The sequence below is a fragment of the Saccharothrix espanaensis DSM 44229 genome (assembly GCF_000328705.1).
Lineage (GTDB): Bacteria > Actinomycetota > Actinomycetes > Mycobacteriales > Pseudonocardiaceae > Actinosynnema > Actinosynnema espanaense.
In genome coordinates, this window is record NC_019673.1 from 5,281,827 (window position 1) to 5,305,590 (window position 23,764).

The window sequence follows — 23,764 nt, forward strand, 5'->3', positions numbered from 1 at the left end:
GCGGCGCAACGGGTCGTCCGGCACGGACACCAACGCACGCCCCCTGCCCCGCCATCCTGTTCCGGACGGGTGAATCCGGGATGTCGGGTGGCCGGTCCCCCGCACCTCACCTAGCGTCCGGAACAGGATCAGGGCGCACGCTGGAGGCGGTTGTGGACCGACACCTGGTGACGCGGATCGGCGTGGGCGTGGCGTGCGCGGCCGTGATCGCGGGCTGCACGCCCGGCGACACCGCGAGCACCGGCGGCGCCCAGGCGACCACGATCGAGGCGTCGGCGGCGGCGAGTTCGCTGGAGCAGGGCTACGAGCAGGTCGTGCACGACACCCTGCCGTCCGTCGTGCAGATCAACACCGAGGACGGCCTGGGCTCGGGCGTGCTCTACGACGACAAGGGCCACATCGTCACCAACGCGCACGTCGTCGGCCGGGAGACCCGGTTCCAGGTGTCGTTCGCCAACGACAGCACGCCCCGGTCGGCGACCCTGGTGGCCAGTCACCCGCCGGAGGACCTGGCGGTGATCAAGGTGGACGGGTCGCTGCCGTCGTCACCGGCGAAGTTCGGCGACTCCGGCCGGTTGCGGGTCGGGCAGCTGGTGCTCGCGATGGGCAACCCGCTCGGCCTGTCCAGCAGCGTGTCCAACGGGATCGTCTCGGCGCTGGGCCGCACGGTCGCCGAGCCCGCGAGCGCCGCCTCCCCCGGCACGACCATCGCCGACATGATCCAGACCTCCGCCGCCATCAACCCCGGCAACAGCGGCGGCGCGCTGGTGGACATGTCGGGCGCGGTCATCGGCATCCCGACCCTGGCCGCCACCGACCAGCAGCTGGGCGGCGCGGCGCCCGGGATCGGGTTCGCCATCTCGGTCAACACGGTCAAGCGCATCGCCGACCAGATCATCCGGGACGGCAAGGTCACCGAGTCCGGCCGCGCCGCGCTGGGCATCACCGGCCGCACCGTGATCGACCGCAGCCGCAAGGAGGTCGGCGTCGGCGTGGTCACGGTGGTCGACGGCGGTGCCGCGCAGAAGGCGGGCATCCGCGCCGGTGACGTGATCACGGAGGTGGGCGACACCGCCACCCCGGCCATCGCCGAGCTGAACCGGGTCCTGGCGGCCCGCAAACCGGGCGACCGGGTCCCGGTGGAAGTGCTGCGCGGCACCGGGAACACCACGATCGACGTGGTGCTCGGCGAACTCTGACCCACCGCGCGAACCCGACCGGCGTCGATCCGAGGGCGGCCCGTTCGCGCCGGCGGCCGGCCCGCCGAGGTGACCGACCCCGTCATCGAACCCCGGCGCCACCTGTGGGACTTCGCCGTCGACCGGGCCCCACGCGGCGAGAACGGGCGTTGCCTGGTGGCCGACAGGTTGTCCCTGATCCGGCTCGGTTGATCGACGTGCGCTGACCGGCTCGGCCATCGATTCGCCCTCACGCGGTATGTCCCCCACCTGGTGAACGTTCGTGGTCGACGCACCACCGGCGGTCCAGTCGGGCCTCGATGGCGTCGGCCGCGCGGGACGTGCCGCCGGCGGCGTGGACGTGGTCGCGCATCCGGGTGACGGCGGTGGCGATCTCGCGGTCGGCTGCCAGGTCCAGGACGGCTTGGCGCAGGTCGTCGGGGGCGATGCCGTCGAGGTCTACCAGGCGGCCCAGGCCGAGTTCGACCACGCGCTGCGCGTCCATGTCCTGTTCGGCGACCTCCGGTGCGAGCAGGAGGGGCGTGCCGGCGCGCAGGGCCGACATCACGCCGCCCAAGCCGCCGTTGGACAGGAACACCGCGGCGTGCTCCAGCACCGCCAACTGCGGCACCCACGGGTGGACCTCGAAGTTCGGCGGCAGGTCACCGAGGTCGCCGTCGTGCTCCGGGACGCCCAGGGTGACCACGACGTGCCAGTCCAGGTCGCCGAAGGCCCCGGCGAACAGGCGGAAGAAGTCCGGGCGCTGGTTGTGCACGGTGCCCAGCGAGATGAACAGCACCGGCCTGCCGCCCGCCGGCGGTTCCCACGTGCCGCCGAACACCGTCCCGTCGACGCACGGCCCGACGAACGCGTAGTTCCCGCCGAAGGAGTCCGCGTGCGGCTGGAACTCGCGCGGCACGAACACCAGGGCCAGGTCGGTCGGGGCGTTGAGCTCCCGCTCGTCGACGCCGTGCTCGGCGAACAGCGCGGCCAGGCCCGCCTCGATCCGGGCCGCCGCCGCCTCCCGCTCGCCCACCAGCAGCTCGCGGCGGCGCAGCGCGGGCCAGTCGAACGTGTCGTTGAACGCCAGGTTCGGGTGCGTCAGCACGGTCGGCACGCCCCACTCGCGGCCCAGCACGGCCGCCGCGCCGTACATCATCGGGTCGAACACGACGAGGTCGGGCGGCGCGTCGACCAGACCCTCCACATCGGACACCTGGCGCAGCCCTTCGAGGTAGAACTCCATGCACGCCAGCACGATCTCGGCGGTGTCGGCACGCGGACCGACCGCCGCCGGGATGGCGCTCAGGACGTCGTTGTAGCGCAGCAGCTCCAGCCCGGACCGCTCGACGTCGGCCGCGAAGTGCTCCGTCACGGCGTAGCCGACCCGGTGGCCGCGCCGGGCCAGCGCCTCGGCGATGGTCAGCGTCGGGTAGACGTGGCCGTACGCGGGCGCGCTGAGGAACAGGATGTGTGCGGGCATGGCTCTCCTCAGGTGAGGGCGGCGTGCACCTTGCGCACGGCCGCGGCGATGTCGTCGACGTCCTCGTCGGTGTAGTTCTCGTTCCAGAACAGGACGAGCAGGGTCTGCCCGAGCAGCCGCTCGGCGACCGGGCACAGGCCGGGCGGGTAGCTCCAGTCGTGCCGGGCGGGCGGGCTGGACAGCGGGAACCGGGAGCCGCCGTAGATCCGGCCGGACTCCAGCACGGCGGTGCGGTAGGCCGGCCGCTCGAACAGCCGGCCCTCGGCCGGGATCCCCTCGGCCCGCAGCGCCCGCGCCCACCGGTCGTTGCCGTCCGCGACGACCAGCGGGAACGACCAGAAGCTGTGGCCGCGCTGGTCGGGCAGCCGCACGCCCGGCAGGTCGCGCAACGCCGCCGCGAGCCGGCGCGCCGACGCCCGCCGCCGCGCCACCACCCCGGGCAGCCGCTGGAGCTGGACGCCCGCGACCGCGCCCTGCAACTCGGTCATCCGGTAGTTCATCCCGAACGACAGGTGCTCGCGGGTCGCCGAGTCGCGCGGCCGGCCCTTGTCGCCGAACAGCCGCAGGGCGCGGGCCAGCGCCGGGTCGGAGGTGACGGCCAGGCCGCCGTCGCCGCAGGTGATGTGCTTGTACTGCTGGAGGCTGAAGCAGCCGACGGCACCGACCGTGCCGGCCAGGCCCTCGGGGGTCTCGGTGAGCAGCGCCTGGGCGCAGTCCTCGACCACCGGGACGCCGAAGCCGGCCAGCTCCGCCACCGGGGCGGGCGCGCCGAGCAGGTGGACGGCCACGATGGCGCGGGTCCGGTCGGACAGGCAGCGCCGCACCGAGTCCGGGTCGAGGTTGCCGGTCAGCGGGTCGACGTCGGCGAACACCGGCACCGCGTTCTGGGCGAGGATCGCGATGATCGTGCCGAAGTCGGTGACCGGCGTGGTGATCACCTCGTCGCCGGGGTCGGGGTTCAGCGCGCCGATCGCCATGTGCAGCGCGGCGGTGCCCGAGCTGCACGCCACCGCGGCGGCCACGCCGTGCAGCCGGGCCATCGCCGCTTCCAGCCCGGCGACCCGCGTGCCGCCCACGGCGTTGAGCCGGCCGTCGGCCAGCACGGCGTCCACGGCCGCGCGCTCCTCCCGGCCGAACGTGCGCCCGGCCGCGTTCGTGGCGACCGGGAACGGGCGGGTGCGGACCGGCACGCCGCCGTGCACGGCCAGCGCGCCCAGCGCCGTGGTCATGCCCAGGCCACCGGGAGTGCGTGCACCCCGTAGACGACCATGGTGGTGCGCAACGGGACCTCGGCCGCGGGCACCGCCAGGCGCAGGTCCGGGAACCGGCGGAACAGCGCGGTCAACGCCGTGCGCAGCTCGATGCGGGCCAGTTGCAGCCCCGTGCACAGGTGCACGCCGCCGCCGAACGCGAGGTGGCCGGTGGCGTCGCGGGTCAGGTCCAGCTCGTCGGGCCGGTCGTAGCGGGCCGGGTCGCGGTTGGCCGCGGCCAGCGACAGGGTGACCGACTGCCCGGCCCGGACCAGCCGGCCGGCCACCTCGACGTCCTCCAGCGCGGTGCGCACCGGGCCGATGTGGCTGACCGTGAGGTAGCGCAGCAGCTCCTCGACGGCGGTGTCCGGGTCTGCGAGCAGCGCGGCCCGCTGCGCCGGGTTCTCCAGCAGCGCGAACGTGCCCAGCGCGAGGGTGTTCGAGGTGGTCTCGTGCCCGGCCATCAGCAGGATCATCGCGACGGTGACCAGTTCGCCGTCGGTGCAGCTCCCGTCGGCGACGAGCCGGCCCAGCAGGTCGTCGGCCGGGTGGTCGCGCTTGTCCGCGACGGCGCTGGTGAGGAAGTCCAGCATCGACGTCCACGCGGCGACGGTGTCCTGCTCGGAGGCGCTCAGGTCGAACAGGACCTCGGAGTCGTGCTGGAACCGCTCGTGCTCGGAGTAGGGCAGGCCGAGGATCTCGCACATCACCAGCGACGGCAGCGGCAGCGCGAAGGCGCGCACCAGGTCGACCGGGGAGCCGTGGTCGACCATCGCCTCCAGGTGCTCCTCGGCGATCTGCTCGATCCGGGGCACCAGCGGCGCGAGCCGGCGCGGGGTGAACTCCGGGCCGAGCAACCTGCGGTACCTGGTGTGCTCGGGCGGGTCGAGCCGGGTGAACATGCCCGGCAGCACCTCGGGGATCTCCACCCGGTCCATCGCCAGCGTCGGCCGCACCAGGTCGGCGCGGTGGCTGAAGCGCGGGTCGGTGAGCACCGTCCGGACCGCCGCGTGCCCGGTGGCGATCCACCCCTCGTGCCCGTCGGGGAAGGTGAACGGGGCGACGGTCCGCTGGGCGCGCAGCAGCCCCAGCGGCGCGGGCGGGTCGAACGGGCACGTGCGCTCGGTCGGAATCGCGGTCAGGCCGTGCTCGGTTGCCATTGCTCCCACTGTCCCTCCGGTCGGGGAGCCCGAGCCTGGCACGACAACGTAACCGCAGGTGGGGACCGGTGTTCGGGGGTTGTCGTTCGGCACCGGCCGGCCGAGCCGAACAATCACCCGGCAGCCCGACCCGGTACCAACGTCATGACCCGCAACAGCTAGCCGTCGCAGAGCGCCGGGCGGGGCTGGGAGCCCCGGAAGTCGACCGCCAGCGTGGTGCACAGCGCGGTCACGGCGGCGGTCGTGTCGGTGGTCCAGGTGGTGATCGTCCGGTCCCTGCCGACGCTGGCCAGGACCGCGCCGTCCGGGCTCCACGCCAGGTCGGTGACGGTCGCGGTGTGGCCCGAGAGGGTGGCCCAGCGGGTGCCGGTCGCCACGTCCCAGAGGGCCACCGTGTCGTTGTGGCCCAGTGAGGCCAGCAGCCGGCCGTCCGGGCTGAACACCAGGAACCCGAACTGCGCGGTCGGGTCGGTCAGCTCTCCGGTGCGCGCGCCGGTCCCGGTGTCCCAGATGACCACCCGGCCGGTCCCCTCGCGGTAGGCGGCGGCGGTCAGGCGGGTGCCGTCGGGGCTGTACTCGACCGACGTGACCTGGCCGTCGTCGATGGCCAGCTCGCCCCGGCGCTCGCCCGACGCGCTCCACAGCAGGACCTTCCCGGCCGCCGTGCCCACCGCGAGGCCCGTCCCGTCCGGCCGGTAGTCGAGGTCGAGGGCCGACTCGGCGGGCACGTCGCGGTGCTCGCCGGTCCGCACGTCGTGCAAGCGCACGGCGCGGCCGTCCACGATCATCGCCAACGTCCGCGAGTCCGGGCTGAACACCAGCTTCTCCACGACGTGCCCCTGCGCACCGGCGATCACCACGGCGGTCGGCGCGAGCGAGGCGGCGTCGCGCAGGACGACCTCGCCGCGGTGCGCGGTGGCGACCAGCGCGCCGTCCGGGCTGACCACCGGGCCGCGGGTGTCCAGCGAGGACGTGCCCGAGCCCGGCGAGGTCGCCAGCGGCGTGCGGGTCGCGCGGTCCCACAGCACCAGCCCGCCGTCCGCGCCGCTGCTGACCAGGGTGCGGCCGTCGGGGTGGAACGCGATGCCGCTGACCGTGTCGACGTGCCCGAGGAACGGCAGCCGCGCCCGGTCCCACAGCAGCGTGCTGCCGCCGGTGCTGCTGCCCACCAGGTAGCGGCTGTCCGGGCTGAACACCGCGCCGACCACCTTGTGGTTCTCGCTGCGCACCAGCTGCCCGAGCTTGGCGCGCTGCCGCACGTCCCACACGAACACGTCGCCGCCGACGTCCACCGACACCAGCCGCTCACCGGCCGCGTCGAACGCCACCCGCAGGACGCTGTCCACGTGGCCGAGCTCGGCGACCCGCCCACCGGTCGGGACGTCCCACAGGACCACCGCCCGGCCGGCCCCGGCGGTGGCCAGCGTGCGGCCGTCCCGGCTGACCGCGAGCGACGTCGGCGAGCCCGCGTCGACCACGCCGACCACCGCGCCGTCCCGCCAGAACGCCACCCGGCCGGCGTCGTCGACGAACACCACCCGCCCGTCGGCGGTGAACGCCACGTCGCCGCCGCCGGACAGCACCGCGACCGGGTCGACCCGGTCGGCGCTCCACAGCCGGGTCCCGGTCGCGCCGGAGGTCGCCAGCACCCGGCCGTCCGGGCTGAACCGGATTCGCCGCACCTGTCCCCCGGCGTTCCCGCGGGCCACGACCGACCGCCCGGCCACGTCCCACACGACGATCCGCCCGTCGGCGTCACCGAGCGCGAGCCGCGCGCCGTCCGGGCCGAACGCCGGGGTCAGCACCTGGCCGAAGTCGCCGACGACCTCGTCCACCCGGTCCCGCGCGGCGACGTCCCACAGCTCGACCCGGCCCGGCCCGCCCGGCGCGGCCAGCAGCCTGCTGTCCGGGGTGAACGCCTGCTCGGCGGCCACGTCGAACGGCGCGGGCAGCACGGCGTCGTAGTCGTGCCGGGAGGCGAGGCTGAGCACCGCGCTGCGGGCCTCGGCGGTCGGGTCGCTCCCGTAGGCCTCCAGGCTCTTGCGCAGGGCGGCGGGCACGTCCCGCCCGGCCAGCGCGCCGGCTTCGGCGGCCAGCCGCTGGGAGTCCGCGATCCGCCCCTGCCGCACCACCTCCGAGCCCTGCCGCACGACCACGAACGTGATCGCCGCCGAGACCACGAGCAGCACCGACAGGGCGGCGGTCAGCACCCGCAGCTGCCGGACGCGCCGCACGTGCAGCGCGTGGTCGCGCAGCTCGGTGCTGGAACTGGTGTCCAGGAAGGACTTCTCGCGGGCGGTCAGGCCGTCCTCCCGACCGTGCGCCCACTCGGCGGCGACCGCGAGCCGCACGCCCCGGTACAGCGCGCCGGGATCGCGGCCGACGGCCTCCCACGCGGCGGTGGCCTCGGTCAACTGGTGGTGCACCCGCAGACCGGCGCGGTCCTCGGCGAGCCAGCCGCGCAGCCGTGGCCAGTTGCGCAGCAACGCCTCGTGCGCGATCTCGACCGTGTCGCGGTCCACGGTGACCAGGCGCGCGCCCACCAGCGCGTCGAGCACGACGGCCAGGTCCGGGTCGTCGCCCAGTTCGTCGCGGCGCACCCGGCGCTTGCCGTCCTCGACGCCTTCGCCGAGCGTGGTCAGGCGCAGCAGCAGCCGTTGGGCCCGGCGCTGCCGGTCGGGGTCGAGGCCGGTGAAGACGCGTTCGGCGGTCTGCGCGATCGCGCCGTGGATGCCGCCGGCGGCCTCGTACCCGGCCAGCGTCAGCGCGTTGCCGCGCCGCCTTCGCCACGTCTCCAGCAGGGCGTGCGAGACCAGCGGCAGCATCCCCGGCTGACCGGTGGCGTCGGCGACGATCCGGGCCAGCAGGACGCCCTCGACGGTGCCGCCGACGGCCACCGCGGGCCGGCTGATCGCCTGCGACAGCTCGTCGCCGGTCATCGGCCCCACGACCACGTGCCCGCCGGCCAGCGCCTCGGCCAGCCTCGGGTCGGCGACGCAGTGGTGGTAGAAGTCGGCGCGCACGCCGAGCACGACGCGGCACCGGCTGTCCTGCCCGGCCGTGGCGCACAGCAGGGCCTCGATGAACGCCGAACGCCGCACCGGGTCGCCGCACAGCGTGAAGACCTCCTCGAACTGGTCCACCACCAGCAGCAGGTCGGTCTCGGCGGGCTGGTCGGCGAGCACCTCGGCGGCGATCCCGGCCAGCGCGGCCGGGTCGTCGGCCAGCGCCCGCAGCAGGTCGCCGTGGTCGCGGCCGGTCACCTGCTGAAGGTGCGAGGCGGTCTCCCACAACGGGTTCGCGCCCGGCGTGAGCAGCAGCGCCGGTCCCGCGGCCCGCGCCCGGGGCAGCACGCCGGCTCGCAGCAGCGACGACTTGCCCGCGCCGGACACCCCGAACACGGCCAGCAGCCGGTGCTCGGCCAGCCCGTCCAGCACGTCGCGGACCAGCCCGTCACGGCCGAAGAAGCGCGCGCTGTCGGCCTCCTCGTAGGCGGCCAGCCCCGCGTACGGGGAGTCGGCGGGGTCGCCGGCGGGCGCGGCCGAGGCCAGGTCGTGCCAGCGCCGCTCCCACTCGGCCACGTCGCCGCCGCACGCCCGGACGTAGCCCAGGGTCACCGGCAGGCTCGGCAGCCTGCGCCCGCCGGCGGCGTCGGACAGCGTCCCGGCCGAGTAGTGGGCGCGCCTGGCCAGCTCCCGGTACGGCGGCGAGCCGGCCCGTTCCCGCACCGCGCGCAACCCGGCCGCGAACCGCAGCAGGGCGTCGTCTCCGTCGTCCAGCGGTCGTTCCCGACGTGGCACAACGCACCTCCCCCAGAGGACCGCGTCATTGTTCCCACGTTGTCGTTCGGTGTCGAGAGCACGACACCGAACATCGTCCGGGCACTACGAATCGCTGCCGTGGACCCAACCGCGTTCGGACTGACCGCGTCCCAACGGGACATCTGGGCGGCGGGATCTCAGCTCCCGGACTCCGCCCAGCACACCTCCGTCGCGCTCGACCGGCTGACCGGCGAGGTCGACCCGACCGTCCTGACCGCCTGCCTGGACCGGGCGCTGGACCGCAACGACGCCCTGCGCCTGCGCTTCGCCGAGCACGACGGCGTGCCGCACCAGTGGTTCCACCCGGAGCCGGTGGTCGCCGAGGTGGTCGCGCTGCCCGGACGCGCCGAGTGCGAGGCGTGGATCGACGGGGTGTTCCAGCGGGTGTTCCCGCTGCACCGCTCGCCGATGGTGCGCGCCGCCGTGCTCAAGGAGGGCGACGACGCCGTGCGCCTGTGCGTCGCGGCGCACCACATCGTCGCCGACGGGTGGGCGCTGCACGAGATCATCACGCAGGTCGTGGCGGACTACGACCACGTGGTGCGCCACGGCACGCCGCTGGACGTGACGCCGCCGTCGTTCCGGGAGTTCGTGGAGCGCGACGCCGAGTACCGGTCCTCCCCCGCGTTCGAGCGCGACCGGGACTTCCACCGCGACGCCCTCGCCGAGGTCGAGCCCGCGCTGTTCCCGCTGCGGGCCCGCTCCGCGCCGCGCCGGTTCGCCCGGCACCGCTTCGAGTTGACCGAGCACCTGGTGGCGCGGATGCGTGCGGGCGGGCACTCGCCGTTCACGGTGGTGACCGCCGCGTTCGCGGCCTACCTGTCGCGGATCCTCGGCAGCGACGACGTCGTGCTGGGCGTGCCGGCCCTCAACCGCCGGACCGTGCGGGAGCGGCGGACCGTCGGCCAGTTCGCCACCACGATGCCGTTGGCGCTGCGCGTGTCCGGAACGTCGTCGCTGCGCGAACTCGCTACGGAGGTCCGCACCCGCACGTACGGGCTCAAGCGCCGGGAGCGCCTGTCGTTGGGCGACCTGCTGCGGGGCCTCCCGGCCGACGGCGTCGGGCCGCGCCGGCTGTTCGACGTGACGGTGTCGTACATGCACTACCCGCGCCGCTCACCGGTGCCCGGGGTCCACCGGGACATGGCGGGCCTGGGTCACGCGCACGAGCACGACGCGCTGGCGATCGTGCTGACCGAGTTCGACGACACCGGTCACATCGTCGTGGACCTGGAGTACGCGACCGACGTGTTCGACGCGGACTTCCCGGTCGAGGCGACCGCCCGGCACGTCCTGGCGCTGCTGGACCACGGGCTGTCGCCCAAGGAATCTCTTTCGAGCGAGCCGCCGGTCGCGTCGATCCCGATCCTGTCCGCCGCCGAACGCGCCCGCCTGGTCGGCCGGCCGTCGCCCGCGCGCGGTCGCGGGACCGTGCACGAGCGGTTCGAGCAGCAGGCCGCGCGCACACCCGACCGGCTCGCGCTGGTCGCCCCCGACGTGACCTACGCCGAACTGGACGCGCGGGCGCAGGCGGTGGCCGAGCGGTTGCGCGGGCTCGGGGTGGGCCGTGACGACCGGGTGGCCGTGCGGCTGGAACGCGGGCCGGAGCTGGTGGCCGCGTTGCTGGGGGTGCTGAAGGCGGGCGGCGCGTACCTGCCCGTCGACCCCTCCCACCCGGCCGACCGGCAGGAGTACCTGCTGACCGACAGCGGCGCCACCGCGCTGATCGACGCCACCGGGATCGAGCGCCTCGCCGCAGGAGCGGTGGCTGCGGAAGCCGGCGTCACGGGCGTGGGAGGCGCGCCCGCCGACGAGCGGTCGCTGGCCTACGTCCTCTACACGTCCGGGTCGACCGGACGGCCCAAGGGCGTGCAGGTCGAGCACCGGTCGGTGGCCAACCGGCTGGCGTGGATGCAGCACCGCTACCCGATCGGCGCGGACGACGTGCTGGTGCAGAAGACGCCGGTGACGTTCGACGTGTCGGTGTGGGAGCTGTTCTGGTGGTCGTTCGGCGGCGCTCGGGTGGCGTTGCTGCCACCGGGCGCGGAGAAGGACCCCCGTGCGGTCCTGGAGTTCATCGGCCGCCACGGCGTGACGGTCGTGCACTTCGTGCCGTCGATGTTCGGACCGTTCCTGGACGAGTGGGCGGCCCGGCCCGAGCTGGGCCGCTCGCTGCGCCGGGTCTTCTCCAGCGGCGAGGCGCTCACCCCGGACCTGGTGGCCCGGTTCGGCCGGATCGGCGGGGACGCCGCGCTGGTCAACCTCTACGGGCCGACCGAGGCGACGGTGGACGTGTCGTTCTACGACTGCCCGCCCGAACCGGACCGGGTGCCGATCGGCCGGGCCATCGACGGCATCCGGCTGGCCGTGCTCGACCGGCACGGCAACCCGCAGCCACCCGGCGCTCCGGGCGAGCTGTGCGTGACCGGGGTCGGCGTCGCGCGCGGCTACCTCGGCCGGCCGGAGCTGACCGCGCGGGCGTTCGTCGCCGACCCGTTCACCCCCGGTGAGCGGATGTACCGGACCGGGGACGTCGCGCGGTGGCTGGCCGACGGCGAGCTGGAGTACCTGGGCCGCGCCGACGAGCAGGTGAAGATCCGGGGCAACCGGGTGGAGCCCGGCGAGGTCCGGGCCTGGCTGACCCGGTTCCCCGGTGTCGTGGACGCCGCAGTGGTGTTGCGGGAGCAGCGCCTGGTCGCCTACTGCGTTGTCGAGAATCGGGAAGGTACCGAGAAGTCGGAAAGGGCTGGAAAGCCGGGAGGGGATGGGGAGCTGGACGTGGCCGCGATGCGCGCCCACCTGGCGGACCGGTTGCCGGAGCACCTGATCCCGTCGCTGTTCGTGCGGCTGGACCGGATCCCGTTGACCGCCAACGGGAAGCTGAACGCGAAGGCACTGCCCCGGCCGGTGGCCGCCACGCAGGACGCCCCACCGCACGACGACACCGAGGCCGCGTTGGCGCAGCTGTGGGCGCAGGTGCTGGGCGTGCCGTCGGTCGGCGTGCACGACAACTGGTTCGCGCTGGGCGGCGATTCGATCACCGTGTTGCGGCTGCGCGCACGGGCGGCGGCCGGTGGACTGCACTTCACGCCGTCCGACGTGCTCGCCCACCCCACGGTCGCGACGCTGGCGACGCGCGTCGCCGCCGTCTCGTGCGACGAGCCCGCGCCGGAGCCGTTCGAACTGGTGGCGGCCGTGGACCGGGCGGCGCTGGGCGATGCCGTCGACGCCCACCCCGTCACCGGCTTGCAGCTCGGACTGCTGTACCACAGCCGGGCGCAGGAGAATTCGGCTGTATATCACGACGTCTTCCGCTACTCGCTCGCGATGCCTTGGCGCGAGGCCGATTTCCGGCGGGCCCACGACACCGTCGTGCGCCGCCACCCCGTGCTGCGGTCGTCGTTCGACTTGGCGCGCTCGTTGCAGGTCGTGCACCCGACCATCCACAGTGGACTCGACGTCGTCGATCTGCGGTCGCTGGACGACGACGAGGCCGAGGTCGAGATCCGCAAGCACGTGGCGGACCGGCGGTTCCACCGCTACGAGTTCGACCGGCCGCCGCTGCACCACCTGCGCGCCCACATCCGGGCCGACCGGGTCGACCTGGTGTTCAGCTTCCACCACGCGATCCTCGACGGGTGGAGCGTGGCGACCGTGCTGCGCGAGCTGCTGGCGTGCTACCTCGGTGTCGGGGTGGCCGGCTCGCCCGGGGTGGTCGGCTTGCCCGGGGTGGCCGCCTCGCCCGCCCGGCACGTCCTCGCCGAACGCCGGGCGCTGGCGTCGCCGGAGCACGCCGCGCACTGGCGCGCGGTACTGGCGGGCACGTCTCCGGCGCAGGTCACCGCGTTCCGGCCGCACGTGCCGGCCGGTGCCGACGACCTCCTGGTGCGGCTGGTGGAACTGCCCGCCGGGCTGGACGACGAGGTGCGGGCTTTCGCCCACCGGCACGGCGTGCCACCGAAGTCGGTCCTGTTCACCGCGCACTGCCTGACCTTGCGGATGCGCCACCCGGAGCCCGTGGCCACCGGCCTGATCACGCACGGCCGCCACGACGACCAGACCGTCGGGTTGTTCCTCAACACCGTGCCGGTGCGGGTCGACCAGACGCCCCGGACGTGGGCGGACGCCGTGCTCGACGTGCACCGGCAGGAACGTGAGGGCCACCCGCACCGGCACTACCCGCTCAGCGCGATGCAGCGCGACCACGGCGGCGCGGTGCTGGAGACCGCGTTCAACCACATGCACCCGCACGTGCTGGACGACGTGCTCGCGGACGTGGGACTGCTCGGCTTCGAGGCGTGGGAGGAGACGAGCTTCGCGTTGCTGGTCAACACGATCGTGCACCCGGTCACCCGGCGGACGTGGCTGCGGGTGGACTGCGCGGCGACCACGTTCACCCCCGAGCAGGCCGATCTCGCGGTCGGGGACTACACCCGGGTCCTGACCCGGCTGCTGCGGCGGCCGGACGAGGAGGTGGATTTCGGCTTCCTCGCCGAGGACGCCCACGTGGTGACCACGATCGCCACCCGCCCGCCGGACGCCGTCGCGGTCGAGTTCGGCGCGCGGACGTGGACCTACCGGCAGCTCGACGCCGCCGCCGATCGGGTCGCCCGCGCCCTCGCCGCGGCCGGGTCCGGTCCCGGCACGCGGGTCGGCATCGGGCTGGAACGGTCGTTCGAGATGGTCGCGGTCGTGCTCGGCGTGGCCAAGGCGGGCGCGGCGTGCGTTCCGCTGGACCCGTCCTACCCCCGGCACCGCCGGGACGCGATGATCGCCAAGGCCCGCCCGGCGCTGACCATCACGACCCCGGCCGACGTCGAGGCGCTGCCGCACGACGCCCCGCCGACCACGCACGAACCGTCCTTGGACGACACCGCGTACGTGCTGTTCACGTCCGGTTCGACGGGCACCCCGAACGGCGTCGTCATGCCGCACCGGGCCTTGGCCAACCTGGTGCGCCACGGCCGTGCGGCCGCCACCGGCACGACCCTCCAGTACGCGCCGCTGAGCTTCGACGTGTCGTTCCAGGAGATCTTCTCGACCCTGTGCGCGGGCGGGACACTCCGGCTGGTGTCCGAAAGCGACAGACGTGACCCCAGGACGTTGATCGGCGTGCTGGACGGCGTGGACCGCGTGTTCCTGCCCTACGTGGCGCTCCAGCAACTGGCCGAAACCGCCGTCACGCTGAACCGGGTACCGGCGTCGCTGCGGACCGTCATCTCCTCCGGCGAGCAGCTGCGCGTGACCGACGAGATCCGCGCCCTGTGCGCCGGCCTGCCCGGCGTGGTGCTGGAGAACCAGTACGGCCCGACCGAGACCCACGTGGCCACCAGCTACGCCATGACCGGCGACTTCCCCGCCCTGCCGCCGATCGGCACACCCCTGGACGGTCTCCGCGCCGTGGTGCTGGACGAACGGCTGCGCCCCGTCCCACCCGGGACCCGGGGCGAGATCCACCTGGGCGGCAAGGGCCTGGCCACCGGCTACACCGACGACCCGGACCTGACGGCCCGCCGCTTCGTCACCGACCCGACCACCGGCACCCTGCTCTACCGCACCGGTGACATCGGCATGGCCCTGCCCACCGGTGACCTGGTGCACCTGGGCCGCGTCGACCACCAGGTCAAGATCCGCGGCTTCCGGGTGGAACCCGCCGAGGTCGAACTGGCGATCACCGCACTGGGCATCGCCGAGGTGGCCGTCCTCGGACACGACGACCACCTGATCGCCTACCTGGTCGACACCGCCGGCCACCAGGGCGACGGCGCAGGTCTGCGGGCCGCGTTGCGGGCCGCGCTGCCCGAGCACCTGGTGCCGACGCACTTCGTGTGGCTCCCCGGACTCCCCCGCACGCCCAGCGGCAAGCGGGACGACGCCGCGCTGCGCCGCACCACCCCGACCCGCCCGGCGACCACCACCCGACCGCCGGCCGACGGGCACGAGCGCGCGCTGACCGAGATCCTGGCCGATCTGCTCGACGTGCCCGGGATCGGCGCGCACGACGACTTCTTCGAGCACGGCGGCACGTCGCTGACCGCGATGCGCCTCGCCGTGGTCATCGAGAAGCGGTACGGCACGCACCTCCCGCTCGCCGCGCTCGTCGCCGCGCCCACCGCCGCGGCCCTCGCCGTCCGGCTGCGCGGCGAGCAGGCGACGTTCGACCCGCTGGTCCCGCTCCGCCCGCACGGCACCCGCCCGCCGCTGTTCCTGGTGCACCCCATCGGCGGCAACGTCCTGTGTTACCTCCCACTGGCCCGGCACCTGCCCGCCGACCGCCCCTGCTACGCGCTGCAGGCCGCCGGCTGCGACCCCGGCACCGAACCGCTGCGCACCGTTCCGGACCTGGCCCGCAGCTACCTCGACGCGATCCGCCGGGTCCACCCGACCGGCCCGTACGTGCTGGCGGGCTGGTCGTTCGGCGGGTTCGTGGCGTTCGAGATGGCCCGCCGGCTGCGTGCGGCCGGCACCGACGTGGAGCGGCTGGTGCTGCTAGATACCATCGCCCTCGCGCCGGGCCCCCGCGCCGACGTCGCGCCCGAGGTCCTGCTGGACTGGTTCGGCCGCGAACTCCTGTGGTCGCGCGACGAGCCCACCACCCCGCCGGACCTCGCCGGACCCGAGGCCGACCGGGTCGAGCGGCTCGCCGCGCGGGCGGTCGCCGCCGGGGTGCTGCCGCCCGGTGGGTCCGCCGCCGCGGTGCGCCGGCTGTTCCGGGTGTTCCAGGCCCACTGGCAGGCCACGCTGGCCTACCGGCCGGCGGTGCTGGCCGAGGACGTCGGGCTGGTCCGGGCCGCCGCGCCGCTGCCGGGTCCGCTGGAGCCGGCGCACCGGGCCGCCGGGACGCTGCACCGCGACCCGGCCAACGGGTGGGGCGGGCTGACCAGCGGCCGGCTCGACGTGGTGGACGTGCCCGGCGACCACCTGGACATGATGCGCGAACCGAACGTGCGCGCGGTCGCGCGGGCCCTGGCCGAACTGGTGGACGGCCGGTGAAGGCGCTGATCGCGGGCGCGGGCATCGGCGGGCTCGCGCTGGCGGCGGCGTTGCGCCGGGCCGGGGTCGAGGTGGAGGTCTACGAGCGGGCCGCGCGGTTGCGGCCGGCCGGCACCGGGCTGTCGGTGATGAGCAACGGGCTGGCCGCGCTGCGGTCGTGCGGGGTCCGGTTGGACGCCGGCCGGCCGATCGAGCGGTTCGAGCTGCTGACCCACGACGGCCGGCCGCTGCGGACCGTGCCGCTGGGGGTGACCACCGGGCGGCTCGGCGTGCCCAGCGTGTGCCTGAGCCGGGCCCACCTCCAGGCGGTGCTGCTGGCCGAGGCGGGGCCGGTCGAGCTGGGCGCGGCCGTCGAGGGGTTCGAGCCCGACGGGACGGGCGTGCGGGTGCGGGTGACCGGCGGCGAGGCCCGGGGTGACGTGCTGATCGGTGCGGACGGGTTCCACTCGGTGGTGCGCCGGCAGCTGGCCGGACCGGAGACGCCGCGCGACGCCCGGTACCGCTGCCTGCTGGCGACCACGTCGTTCCGCCACGAGCGGGTCACGCCGGGGTACGTCGGCCACTACTGGGGCCGGGGCCGGCGGTTCGGCCTGGTCGACCTCGGTGACCGGGTCTACTGGTGGGCGACCGGCAACGACGGCGTCGGCGACGGGTTCGCGGGGTGGGCGGAGGAGGTCGTGGCGACCGTCGCGGCCACCCCGGCCGACGACGTGGTCGAGGTGCGCGCGGCGGACCGGCCGTTCCTGCGGCGGTGGGGTGCCGGGCCGGTGACGTTGGTGGGCGACGCGGCGCACCCGATGCTGACCAGTCTCGCGCAGGGCGCGGGGATGGCGATCGAGGACGCCGCGGTGCTGGCCCACTGCCTGACCACCGCCGGCGACCCGCGACAGGCGTTGCGTGACTACGAGAACCGGCGACGGGCGCGGACCAGGGCGATGGTGCGCACGTCCCGGCTGCTGAGCCGGGTGGAGCAGGCCGACCGCGCGGCGTGGGTGCGCGACGCGGTGTTCCGGTTGTTGCCGACGCGGGTTCTGGTGCGCCAGAACGATTCCGCACTCACGTGGACGGGGAGCGCGTCGTGAACGAGGTGAACCGGCCGTTGAGCCCGGTCGAGCGCTGGTACCGGATCGCCGAGGAGTTCTCGGCGCTCAACGTCGTGGCACGGGTCCGGGTGCACGGCCAGTTGGACGTGCCGTTGCTGCGCAAGGGACTCGACGCGGTGCAGACCCGACATCCGTTGCTGCGGGCCACGATCACGCCCGGTGCCGACCCGGCGTTCGTCGCGGGCGCGCCGCCGATCCCGCTGCGGGAGGCGTCGGGCGACTGGGTGCGCGAGACCGACGAACGCGAACTGGCCGAACGGCTCGACTTGCACCGGGGACCGTTGGCGCGCGCGGTGGTCGTCGCTGTCGAACCGGGAGTGCATGACCTGCTGTTGACCGTGTCGCACTGCGTCGCCGACGCGATCACCGTGCTGTCGCTGGCGCGGGAGTGGGTGGAGTCGGCGGCCGGGCAGGTGTTCGGCGAGCTGCCCGCGCTGCCCGCACCGGAGGACCTGTTCCCGTCCCGGCACCGGGCGTTGCGCGGCACGGTCGGCGCGGCCGCCCGGGTCTTGTCCGACCAGCGGAAGCTGCGCCGGGCCGACGTGCGGCGGCTCGTGCCCACCGCACCGGTGCCCGACTCGGCGCGGCGCACCCGTCTGGTGCACCGGGAGTTGTCGCCCGAACAGTTGGAGGCGTTGCGGAACGCGTGCAGGCGGCACGGGTCGACCGTGCACGGCGCGCTCGCCGCGGCGATGGTCACGGCGGTCGCCCGCGACGCGGGCGTCACCGGGCCGTGCCACTACGGGATCGGGTCACCGATCGACTTCCGCGGCGAGGTCGGCGTGTCGGGCCAGGACGCCGGCGCGTACATCGCCACCGTCCCGTCGTTCGTCGCCTACCGCCCGGACGGCGATTTCTGGGACATGGCAACGGCTGTGAGCCGGGACTTGGCGCTGCGCCGGTCCCGGGGCGACCACTTCTCGGTGATCACCCTGCTGCGGTGGGCGTGCCCGTCGGGGCCGGCGGACAGCGAGGCGTTCCGCCGGGTCGTGGCGGCACGGGGGCCGGGCAACCTGTGCCTGTCCAACATCGGCGTCCACGACTTCCCCGACCGGATCGGGCCGTGGCGGCTGTCCGGCGCGCAGTTCACCACCGGCCTGTCGATCAGCGGCTACCTCGCGGCCACGGTGAACACCAGCCACGGCGCGCTGTTCTGGAACTTCTCGCACATCGACCACGCGGTGCCCGGCGACCGGGCCCGGCGGATCGCCGACCTGAGCGTCGCGACCGCACTGGAGGGGTTGGCATGACACGGATCTCGTCGGACGGCCGGGTGGTCGTCGTCACCGGGGCGTCCTCGGGCCTGGGCCGGGAGTGCGCGCTGCACCTGGACCGGCTGGGGGTGGAGGTGCGGGCGGGGGTGCGCCGCGAAGCCGACGGCCGTGCGCTGGAGGCCGCGTCCACCGGACGCCTGCGCGCGCTGCCGCTGGACGTCACCGACCCGGACTCGATCCGGGACGCGGTGAAGGCCGTCCGGGCCGTGTGGGGCGTGGTGAACAACGCCGGGACCTGCGTGCCGGCCCCGGTGGAATGCCTTTCGACGCAACGGTTGCGCGAGCAGTTGGAGATCAACGTCGTCGGCTCGGTCGCGGTGACCAGGGCGTTCCTGCCGCTGGTGCGCGAATCGCGCGGGCGGGTGGTGAACGTCAGCTCCGGGCTGGGGCGGGTCGCCTCGCCGTACCTCGGCGCGTACGCCGCCTCGCAGTTCGCCAAGGAGGCCCTCAGCGACGCCCTGCGGCGGGAGCTGCGGCCGTTCGGCGTCGCGGTGTCGGTGGTGGAACCGGGCGCGATCCGCACCCCGATCTGGGACAAGATCGCCGCCCAGGAGGCGGCCGTGGACGACGCGGAGCCCGAGGTCGCCGACCTGTACCGGCGGTCGTTCCGGCGTTTCCTGGCCGCCAACGACAAACGCGCCCGGTCCAGCCGGACCACGCCCCGGCGGTTCGCCGAAGCGGTCGAGCACGCCCTGCTCGCCACCCGGCCCAGGATCCGCTACCGGGTCGGGCCGGACGCCCGGTTGGCCGCCCTGATCGCCCGCCTGCTGCCCGACGCCGCCGTGGACGCGGCGTTCGCCAAGACCGCTTCCCGCTGACCGCCGACGCAGAACAGGACCGCCATGCGCACCCTGCAACTCCGGGCCATGCTGCTCGGCTTCGACGCCGTCACGCGCACCCGCGCGTGGCAGGGTGACCCGCTGGCCCGGGTCGTGTCGGCCAAGCCGGGCACCGACCCGTACCCGCTCTACGAACAGGCGCGCCGCCAGGGCCCGCTCAGCCGCAGCAAGCTCGGCCTGCACGTCACCGCGTCGCACCGGGTCGGCGACGCGATCCTGCGCGACCCGAGGTTCGGCGTCGACACCCGGGCCGCGTTGATGGACATGAAGGTGCTGCTGCGCGACGCCGAGGGCCGCCGCCCGATCCACCCGGTGGACGACTCGTTCATCGCCCTCGACCCGCCGCGGCACACCCGCCTGCGCCGGGCGGTCGCGCCGTGGTTCACGCCGCGCGCGATGCGCGAGCTGACCCCGACCGTGGAGAAGGTCGTCACCGAGTTCCTCGACGAGTTCGACGGCCGCGCGGAAGCCGAGCTGGTGCACGAGTTCGCCGCCCGCATCCCGATCCGGATCATCTGCGAGATGTTCGGCATCGCGGCGGTGGACTACCCGAGGTTCACCCGGTGGGGCGCGATCCTGGGGCCCACGCTGGACGGGGTCCGCTCGGTGGCCGAGCTGCGGCGGGTGCGCGAGACCCTGGTGGACGTGGAGGCGTTCTTCGCCGACCTGGTCGACCGGCGCCGCCGCCACCCGGGCGACGACCTGGTCAGCGGCGTCATCGAGGCGCACGCGGGTGCGACGGGCTGGGCGAGGGAGGACCTGCTGGCGACCGTGGAGCTGCTGATGCTCGCCGGCTACGAGACCACGCTCAACCTGATCGGCAACGCGGCGCTCGTCCTGCTCACCGACGACCGGGCGCGGGCGCGGCTGCTGGCCGACCCCGACATCGCGCCGAACCTGGTCGAAGAGGTGTTGCGCTGGGACTCCTCGGTGCAGTACACGGTCCGCGCGGCGACCGAACCGGCGACCGTCGAAGGCGTCGACCTGGCCCAGGGCGCGATGGTGGTCGTCCTGCTGGGCGGGGCGAACCGCGACCCGGAGGTGTTCCCCGACCCCGCGACGCTGGACCCGGACCGCCCCAACGCCCGCGACCACCTGTCGTTCTCCTCGGGCATCCACTACTGCGTCGGCGCGGGCCTGGCCCGGCTGGAGGCCGCGACGGCCGTGCGCCTGCTGTTCCGGCGGTTCCCCGACCTGCGCCTGTCCGGCCCGGTGCGACGGCTGCCGTCGCGCAACATCCGGGGCGCGATCAGGCTCCCGGTGCGCCTGCGCGGGTGACCCGCAGGCGCACGGGTGCGGCCGTCCCGGTGGGTCGCACCGGGACGGCCGCGAGGCGGTGCCGGCGTCGGCGCGGCCCTGCCTCGGGCCACGCCGCCGGTCACCGGGTCACACGCAGGAGTGCCCGATGACCGAAGGCTGCTCGAACGGGTCGGTCGGGTCGATGTAGCTGACCAGGTGCACGCAGATGTGGTCGATCGCGGGCGTGGTCTGCGGGTAGACGTTGAGGTCCTGCCAGGTGGTCCCGGCGTCGACCCACTTGCCCTCGCTGGGGTTGCTGTCCGCGACGCCCCCGGCGAACACGACGACGTCGGCGTAGACGTACCGGCGGTCGGTGCAGTCGACCGTCCAGCCGGCTTCACGCGCCGACGGGACGTTGTGGATGTTGGTGGTGACGCAGCCGCTCGCCGCGGCGGTCCCCGCCGCCGTCGCCGCGACCGACGGACCCGCCGTGACGGTGAGCGCGCCGGCCGCCATGGCCAGGGCCGCAACAGTGCGGACGGTGCGCCTGCGGGTGGTTGAGTGCCCCACGATGACCCCCATGGTGAGATTGGTCTGGACCTCTCCGAGTGTGCCGAGCACCCAGCGGCACACCTACCGCCATCCGGGGGCGTCGACCGTCACACCCCGCCACCCTTGCCAACCAACGCCTTGCCGTGGCAACGAAACGTTAACATTGTCCACAATGGACAATGGCAGCCGGCTCCGACCGCGCCACCGGGCATCATGACCACCTGCCCCGCCGGGCAGCCGCTGCCGACCGGCGGCGGCTCGTTGCAACAGAGCGGGTCGGCCACGCCCACCACGCCCGCCGCTGCCCGCCACCGGCCGGCCCGCGGCCCGGGATCCCGAAGTCCCGCACCGGCCGCGCGCGCCGACCGGTGTCGGGGAGAATTTTCTTCTCCGAGTGTAGACGATCTCTCCGGTGGGTAGTCGTGCTGCGATTTGTCGCCAGGCGCGGCGGTCGCCGCACCTCCACCGAGGGAGAACTCCTGATGAGACGACGATTACGGCTCGCACCGGTGGTGGCGCTGACCCTGCTGACCGGGGCGATCGCGGCACCGGTCGGCCCGGCCGGTGCCGCTCGGGCAGCTGCGGCTACGACGGTCGTCGCACTGCACTCCGGCAAGTGCCTCGACGTGCGCGGTGGCCCGCAAGCGGTCCACGACGGCGCGGTGATCGAGCAGTGGGAGTGCACCGGCGCGACCAACCAGAGCTGGACAGCGCGCGACGCGGGCAACGGGCGCATCCAGCTCGTCGCGCTGAACAGCGGCAAGTGCGTCCAGCCGATCGGGGGCGCGACCGCCAACCTCACCGGGCTGGAGCAGCGGACCTGCGACAGCACCGCGGCCCAGCAGTGGACCAAGCAGGCCACCGGCAGCGCCGGCCAGTACCGCTTCGTCCACGTGCCGAGCAACCGGTGCATCGACGTCCAGCGCGGCGAACCGACCGACGGCGCCCCGACCACGCTCTTCGACTGCTCCGGCAAGCCCAACCAGACCTGGACCACCGGGCCCTCGACCCGGCCCGCCACGGTGGAGGTCCGCGACGGCGAGTACTGGGCACTGCCGTCGCGGTACCCCGCCAAGAGCCCGCACGGCGGCCTCAACCAGATCTGGGGCCCGGCGATCACCTGGAGCCCGACCACCGACCTGCACTGGGTGGGCGCCTACTGGCGCGACCTCAACCCCGCCGAAGGGGTCTACCGGCGGGACCGGATCGACAGCACCACCGGCTCCTACTCCTACAGCCTCGACCAGCTCGGCGCGGCGGGCCGGACGGCGCTGATCTGGACGATCCTGGGCACCGTCGACAACACCGGCAAGCCGCACGCCCCGCAGTGGGTGCTCGACAAGTGCGCGGCGGCCGGAACACCGGTGAAGGTGGTCAACAACGGCTCGGCGCCGTGGGGCCTGGCGCTGTGGGACGCGTGCCCGCGCCGCGAGGTCGTCCGCTTCATCACCGGGATGTTCGGCCCCTACCGGACCGATGCGCGCGTCCGGTACGCCTACGCCACGACCTTCAACGACGGCGAGTTCTGGATGCCCAACAGCGTCTACCAGGACGCGGTCGGCAAGGGCCTGACCCCGGAGGTCCTGCGCACCTACGCGAAGGACATCATCGACGCGTGGGCAACGGCGGTCGGCCCGAAGAAGGTCGTCTGGACCAGCGCCGGCGAGTGGAACCTGCCCGGCGACACCGCGCCCGGAGCGCCGAAGTGGGTGTCGGAGTACGCGCTGCGGACCCTGGGCACGCAACTGCGCGAAGGCAACGGCGAGAGCGTCACCGCGCAGTTGCGGCAGCCGCTGATCGGCCAGGACACGACCGTCGTCCAGCCGACCCCGGTCGGCGCGCAACCCGGCCAGTCGCACCACTACCTGACCGCCAAGACGGTCCACGAGATCGGGCGCGACGGCATGTCGTTCTACGGCAACGAGTTCGAGATAGCGAACCTGGCCGGCGTGTTCGGCAACTACGACTACTACCGCCTGGCCGTGCTGAACATGCTGCGCAAGGGCCACAACTGGGCGGTCTTCCCGCACGACCTGCGCACCGGGGCCAACGACGCGGCCCACCCGCGGTTCGCCGCGCTGCGCGACTACTTCCGGCAGAGCGCCGGCTACCCGGTCACCACCTCGCCGGACGCCTGGGCGACCCTCCAGATGTCCTACGACGGCTGCTACAACGGCACCCGCCGCTACCACAACTACGAGAAGTTCCTGCTGCAACGCGACGTGGCGTCCGGCGGGCGCACGACCCTGACCGACCAGCACACCTGGGCCCCGGACCAGTACGGGTTCTGCAAGGTCGGCGAGGGCGGCTCGACCCAGCCGGCCGTGACGTACTTCGCCCGGCGCACCGACCACGCCAGCGGCAACGACCACATCTACTTCGACGTGGACAGCCGGTTCGCGCCGACGACCGAGCGCAGCTTCCGGATCGCGGTCACCTACCGCGACACCGGGACCGCGAGGTGGAGTCTCCAGTACAGCACGGCGACCGCCGCGACCGTCTCGACCCCGACTGTCGCCAACACCGGCTCGGGCACCCTGAAGACGGCGATCTTCACCCTTTCGGATGCGTCGTTCCGGGGTGCTCAACCAGCGGGAATGGACTTCCGCGTCTACAACGGGGGTTCGTCCGACGTCACCGTCCGCAGCGCCCGGGTGCTGCGCGGCGGTCCGTGAGCCGAGGCGGACCGGCAGCCCGGGGTGGACCTTCCGTCCACCCCGGGCGTCCCCCCGGACCGGATCCCGGTGCCGGTCGGCAACCGGCCCCGGCCGAGCGCCCGATCGGAGCAGTACCGCGACACGGACGGAACGGACACGCGCGGTAGGGGCGACCAGGCACGACGTCCCGGGGCGGCTCCCCCGGCACCGAGCTG

Annotated in this window: 12 protein-coding genes; 7 read left to right on the top strand and 5 right to left on the bottom strand. The window is 74.2% G+C overall.

The window, feature by feature from the left end; all coding sequences use genetic code 11:
* The first annotated feature begins 152 nt into the window (after positions 1–152).
* Positions 153–1,199 (top strand): S1C family serine protease, encoded by a 1,047-nt coding sequence (locus BN6_RS23035; protein WP_231904729.1) that lies wholly within the window; start codon positions 153–155, stop codon positions 1,197–1,199.
* 229 nt (positions 1,200–1,428) lie between these two features.
* Here the strand turns inward: BN6_RS23035 and BN6_RS23040 are convergent, their stop codons facing one another.
* The 4 genes from BN6_RS23040 to BN6_RS23055 form a co-directional block, all read right to left on the bottom strand.
* The gene (locus tag BN6_RS23040; protein WP_015102151.1) at positions 1,429–2,661 is read right to left on the bottom strand and encodes a macrolide family glycosyltransferase; all 1,233 of its coding nucleotides are present in this window, start codon (positions 2,659–2,661) and stop codon (positions 1,429–1,431) included.
* Between the two features lie 8 nt (positions 2,662–2,669).
* Positions 2,670–3,890, bottom strand: a complete 1,221-nt coding sequence (locus BN6_RS23045) for a DegT/DnrJ/EryC1/StrS family aminotransferase (protein ID WP_015102152.1) — start codon at positions 3,888–3,890, stop codon at positions 2,670–2,672.
* Complete coding sequence (locus BN6_RS23050) at positions 3,887–5,071, bottom strand: cytochrome P450 (RefSeq protein ID WP_015102153.1); 1,185 nt, start codon at positions 5,069–5,071, stop codon at positions 3,887–3,889. The genes BN6_RS23045 and BN6_RS23050 overlap by 4 nt, the downstream gene beginning before the upstream one ends.
* 158 nt (positions 5,072–5,229) lie before the next feature.
* Positions 5,230–8,871, bottom strand: coding sequence for an nSTAND1 domain-containing NTPase (locus tag BN6_RS23055; RefSeq protein ID WP_015102154.1), 3,642 nt, complete (start codon positions 8,869–8,871; stop codon positions 5,230–5,232).
* 99 nt (positions 8,872–8,970) lie between these two features.
* Between BN6_RS23055 and BN6_RS23060 the strand changes: the two genes are divergently transcribed.
* The 5 genes from BN6_RS23060 to BN6_RS23080 are packed head-to-tail and all read left to right on the top strand — an operon-like array spanning position 8,971 to position 20,379.
* Positions 8,971–15,885: an amino acid adenylation domain-containing protein gene (locus BN6_RS23060; protein ID WP_041317784.1), complete on the top strand. Its 6,915-nt coding sequence runs from the start codon at positions 8,971–8,973 to the stop codon at positions 15,883–15,885.
* Positions 15,882–16,967, top strand: a complete 1,086-nt coding sequence (locus BN6_RS23065; RefSeq protein ID WP_015102156.1) for an FAD-dependent monooxygenase — start codon at positions 15,882–15,884, stop codon at positions 16,965–16,967. The genes BN6_RS23060 and BN6_RS23065 overlap by 4 nt, the downstream gene beginning before the upstream one ends.
* Positions 16,964–18,238 (top strand): phthiocerol/phthiodiolone dimycocerosyl transferase family protein, encoded by a 1,275-nt coding sequence (locus BN6_RS23070; RefSeq protein ID WP_015102157.1) that lies wholly within the window; start codon positions 16,964–16,966, stop codon positions 18,236–18,238. The genes BN6_RS23065 and BN6_RS23070 overlap by 4 nt, the downstream gene beginning before the upstream one ends.
* Positions 18,235–19,080: an SDR family NAD(P)-dependent oxidoreductase gene (locus tag BN6_RS23075; RefSeq protein WP_015102158.1), complete on the top strand. Its 846-nt coding sequence runs from the start codon at positions 18,235–18,237 to the stop codon at positions 19,078–19,080. The genes BN6_RS23070 and BN6_RS23075 overlap by 4 nt, the downstream gene beginning before the upstream one ends.
* 24 nt (positions 19,081–19,104) lie before the next feature.
* Entirely contained in the window at positions 19,105–20,379 is a 1,275-nt protein-coding gene (locus tag BN6_RS23080; RefSeq protein ID WP_015102159.1) for a cytochrome P450, read from the top strand.
* Positions 20,380–20,487: 108 nt separating this feature from the next.
* Here BN6_RS23080 and BN6_RS23085 read toward each other — a convergent pair whose 3' ends face one another.
* Positions 20,488–20,922, bottom strand: a complete 435-nt coding sequence (locus tag BN6_RS23085) for a hypothetical protein (protein WP_148302974.1) — start codon at positions 20,920–20,922, stop codon at positions 20,488–20,490.
* A gap of 452 nt (positions 20,923–21,374) precedes the next feature.
* Here BN6_RS23085 and BN6_RS42265 point away from each other — a divergent pair, with 452 nt between their 5' ends.
* Entirely contained in the window at positions 21,375–23,567 is a 2,193-nt protein-coding gene (locus BN6_RS42265) for an RICIN domain-containing protein (protein WP_015102161.1), read from the top strand.
* Positions 23,568–23,764 lie beyond the last annotated feature (197 nt).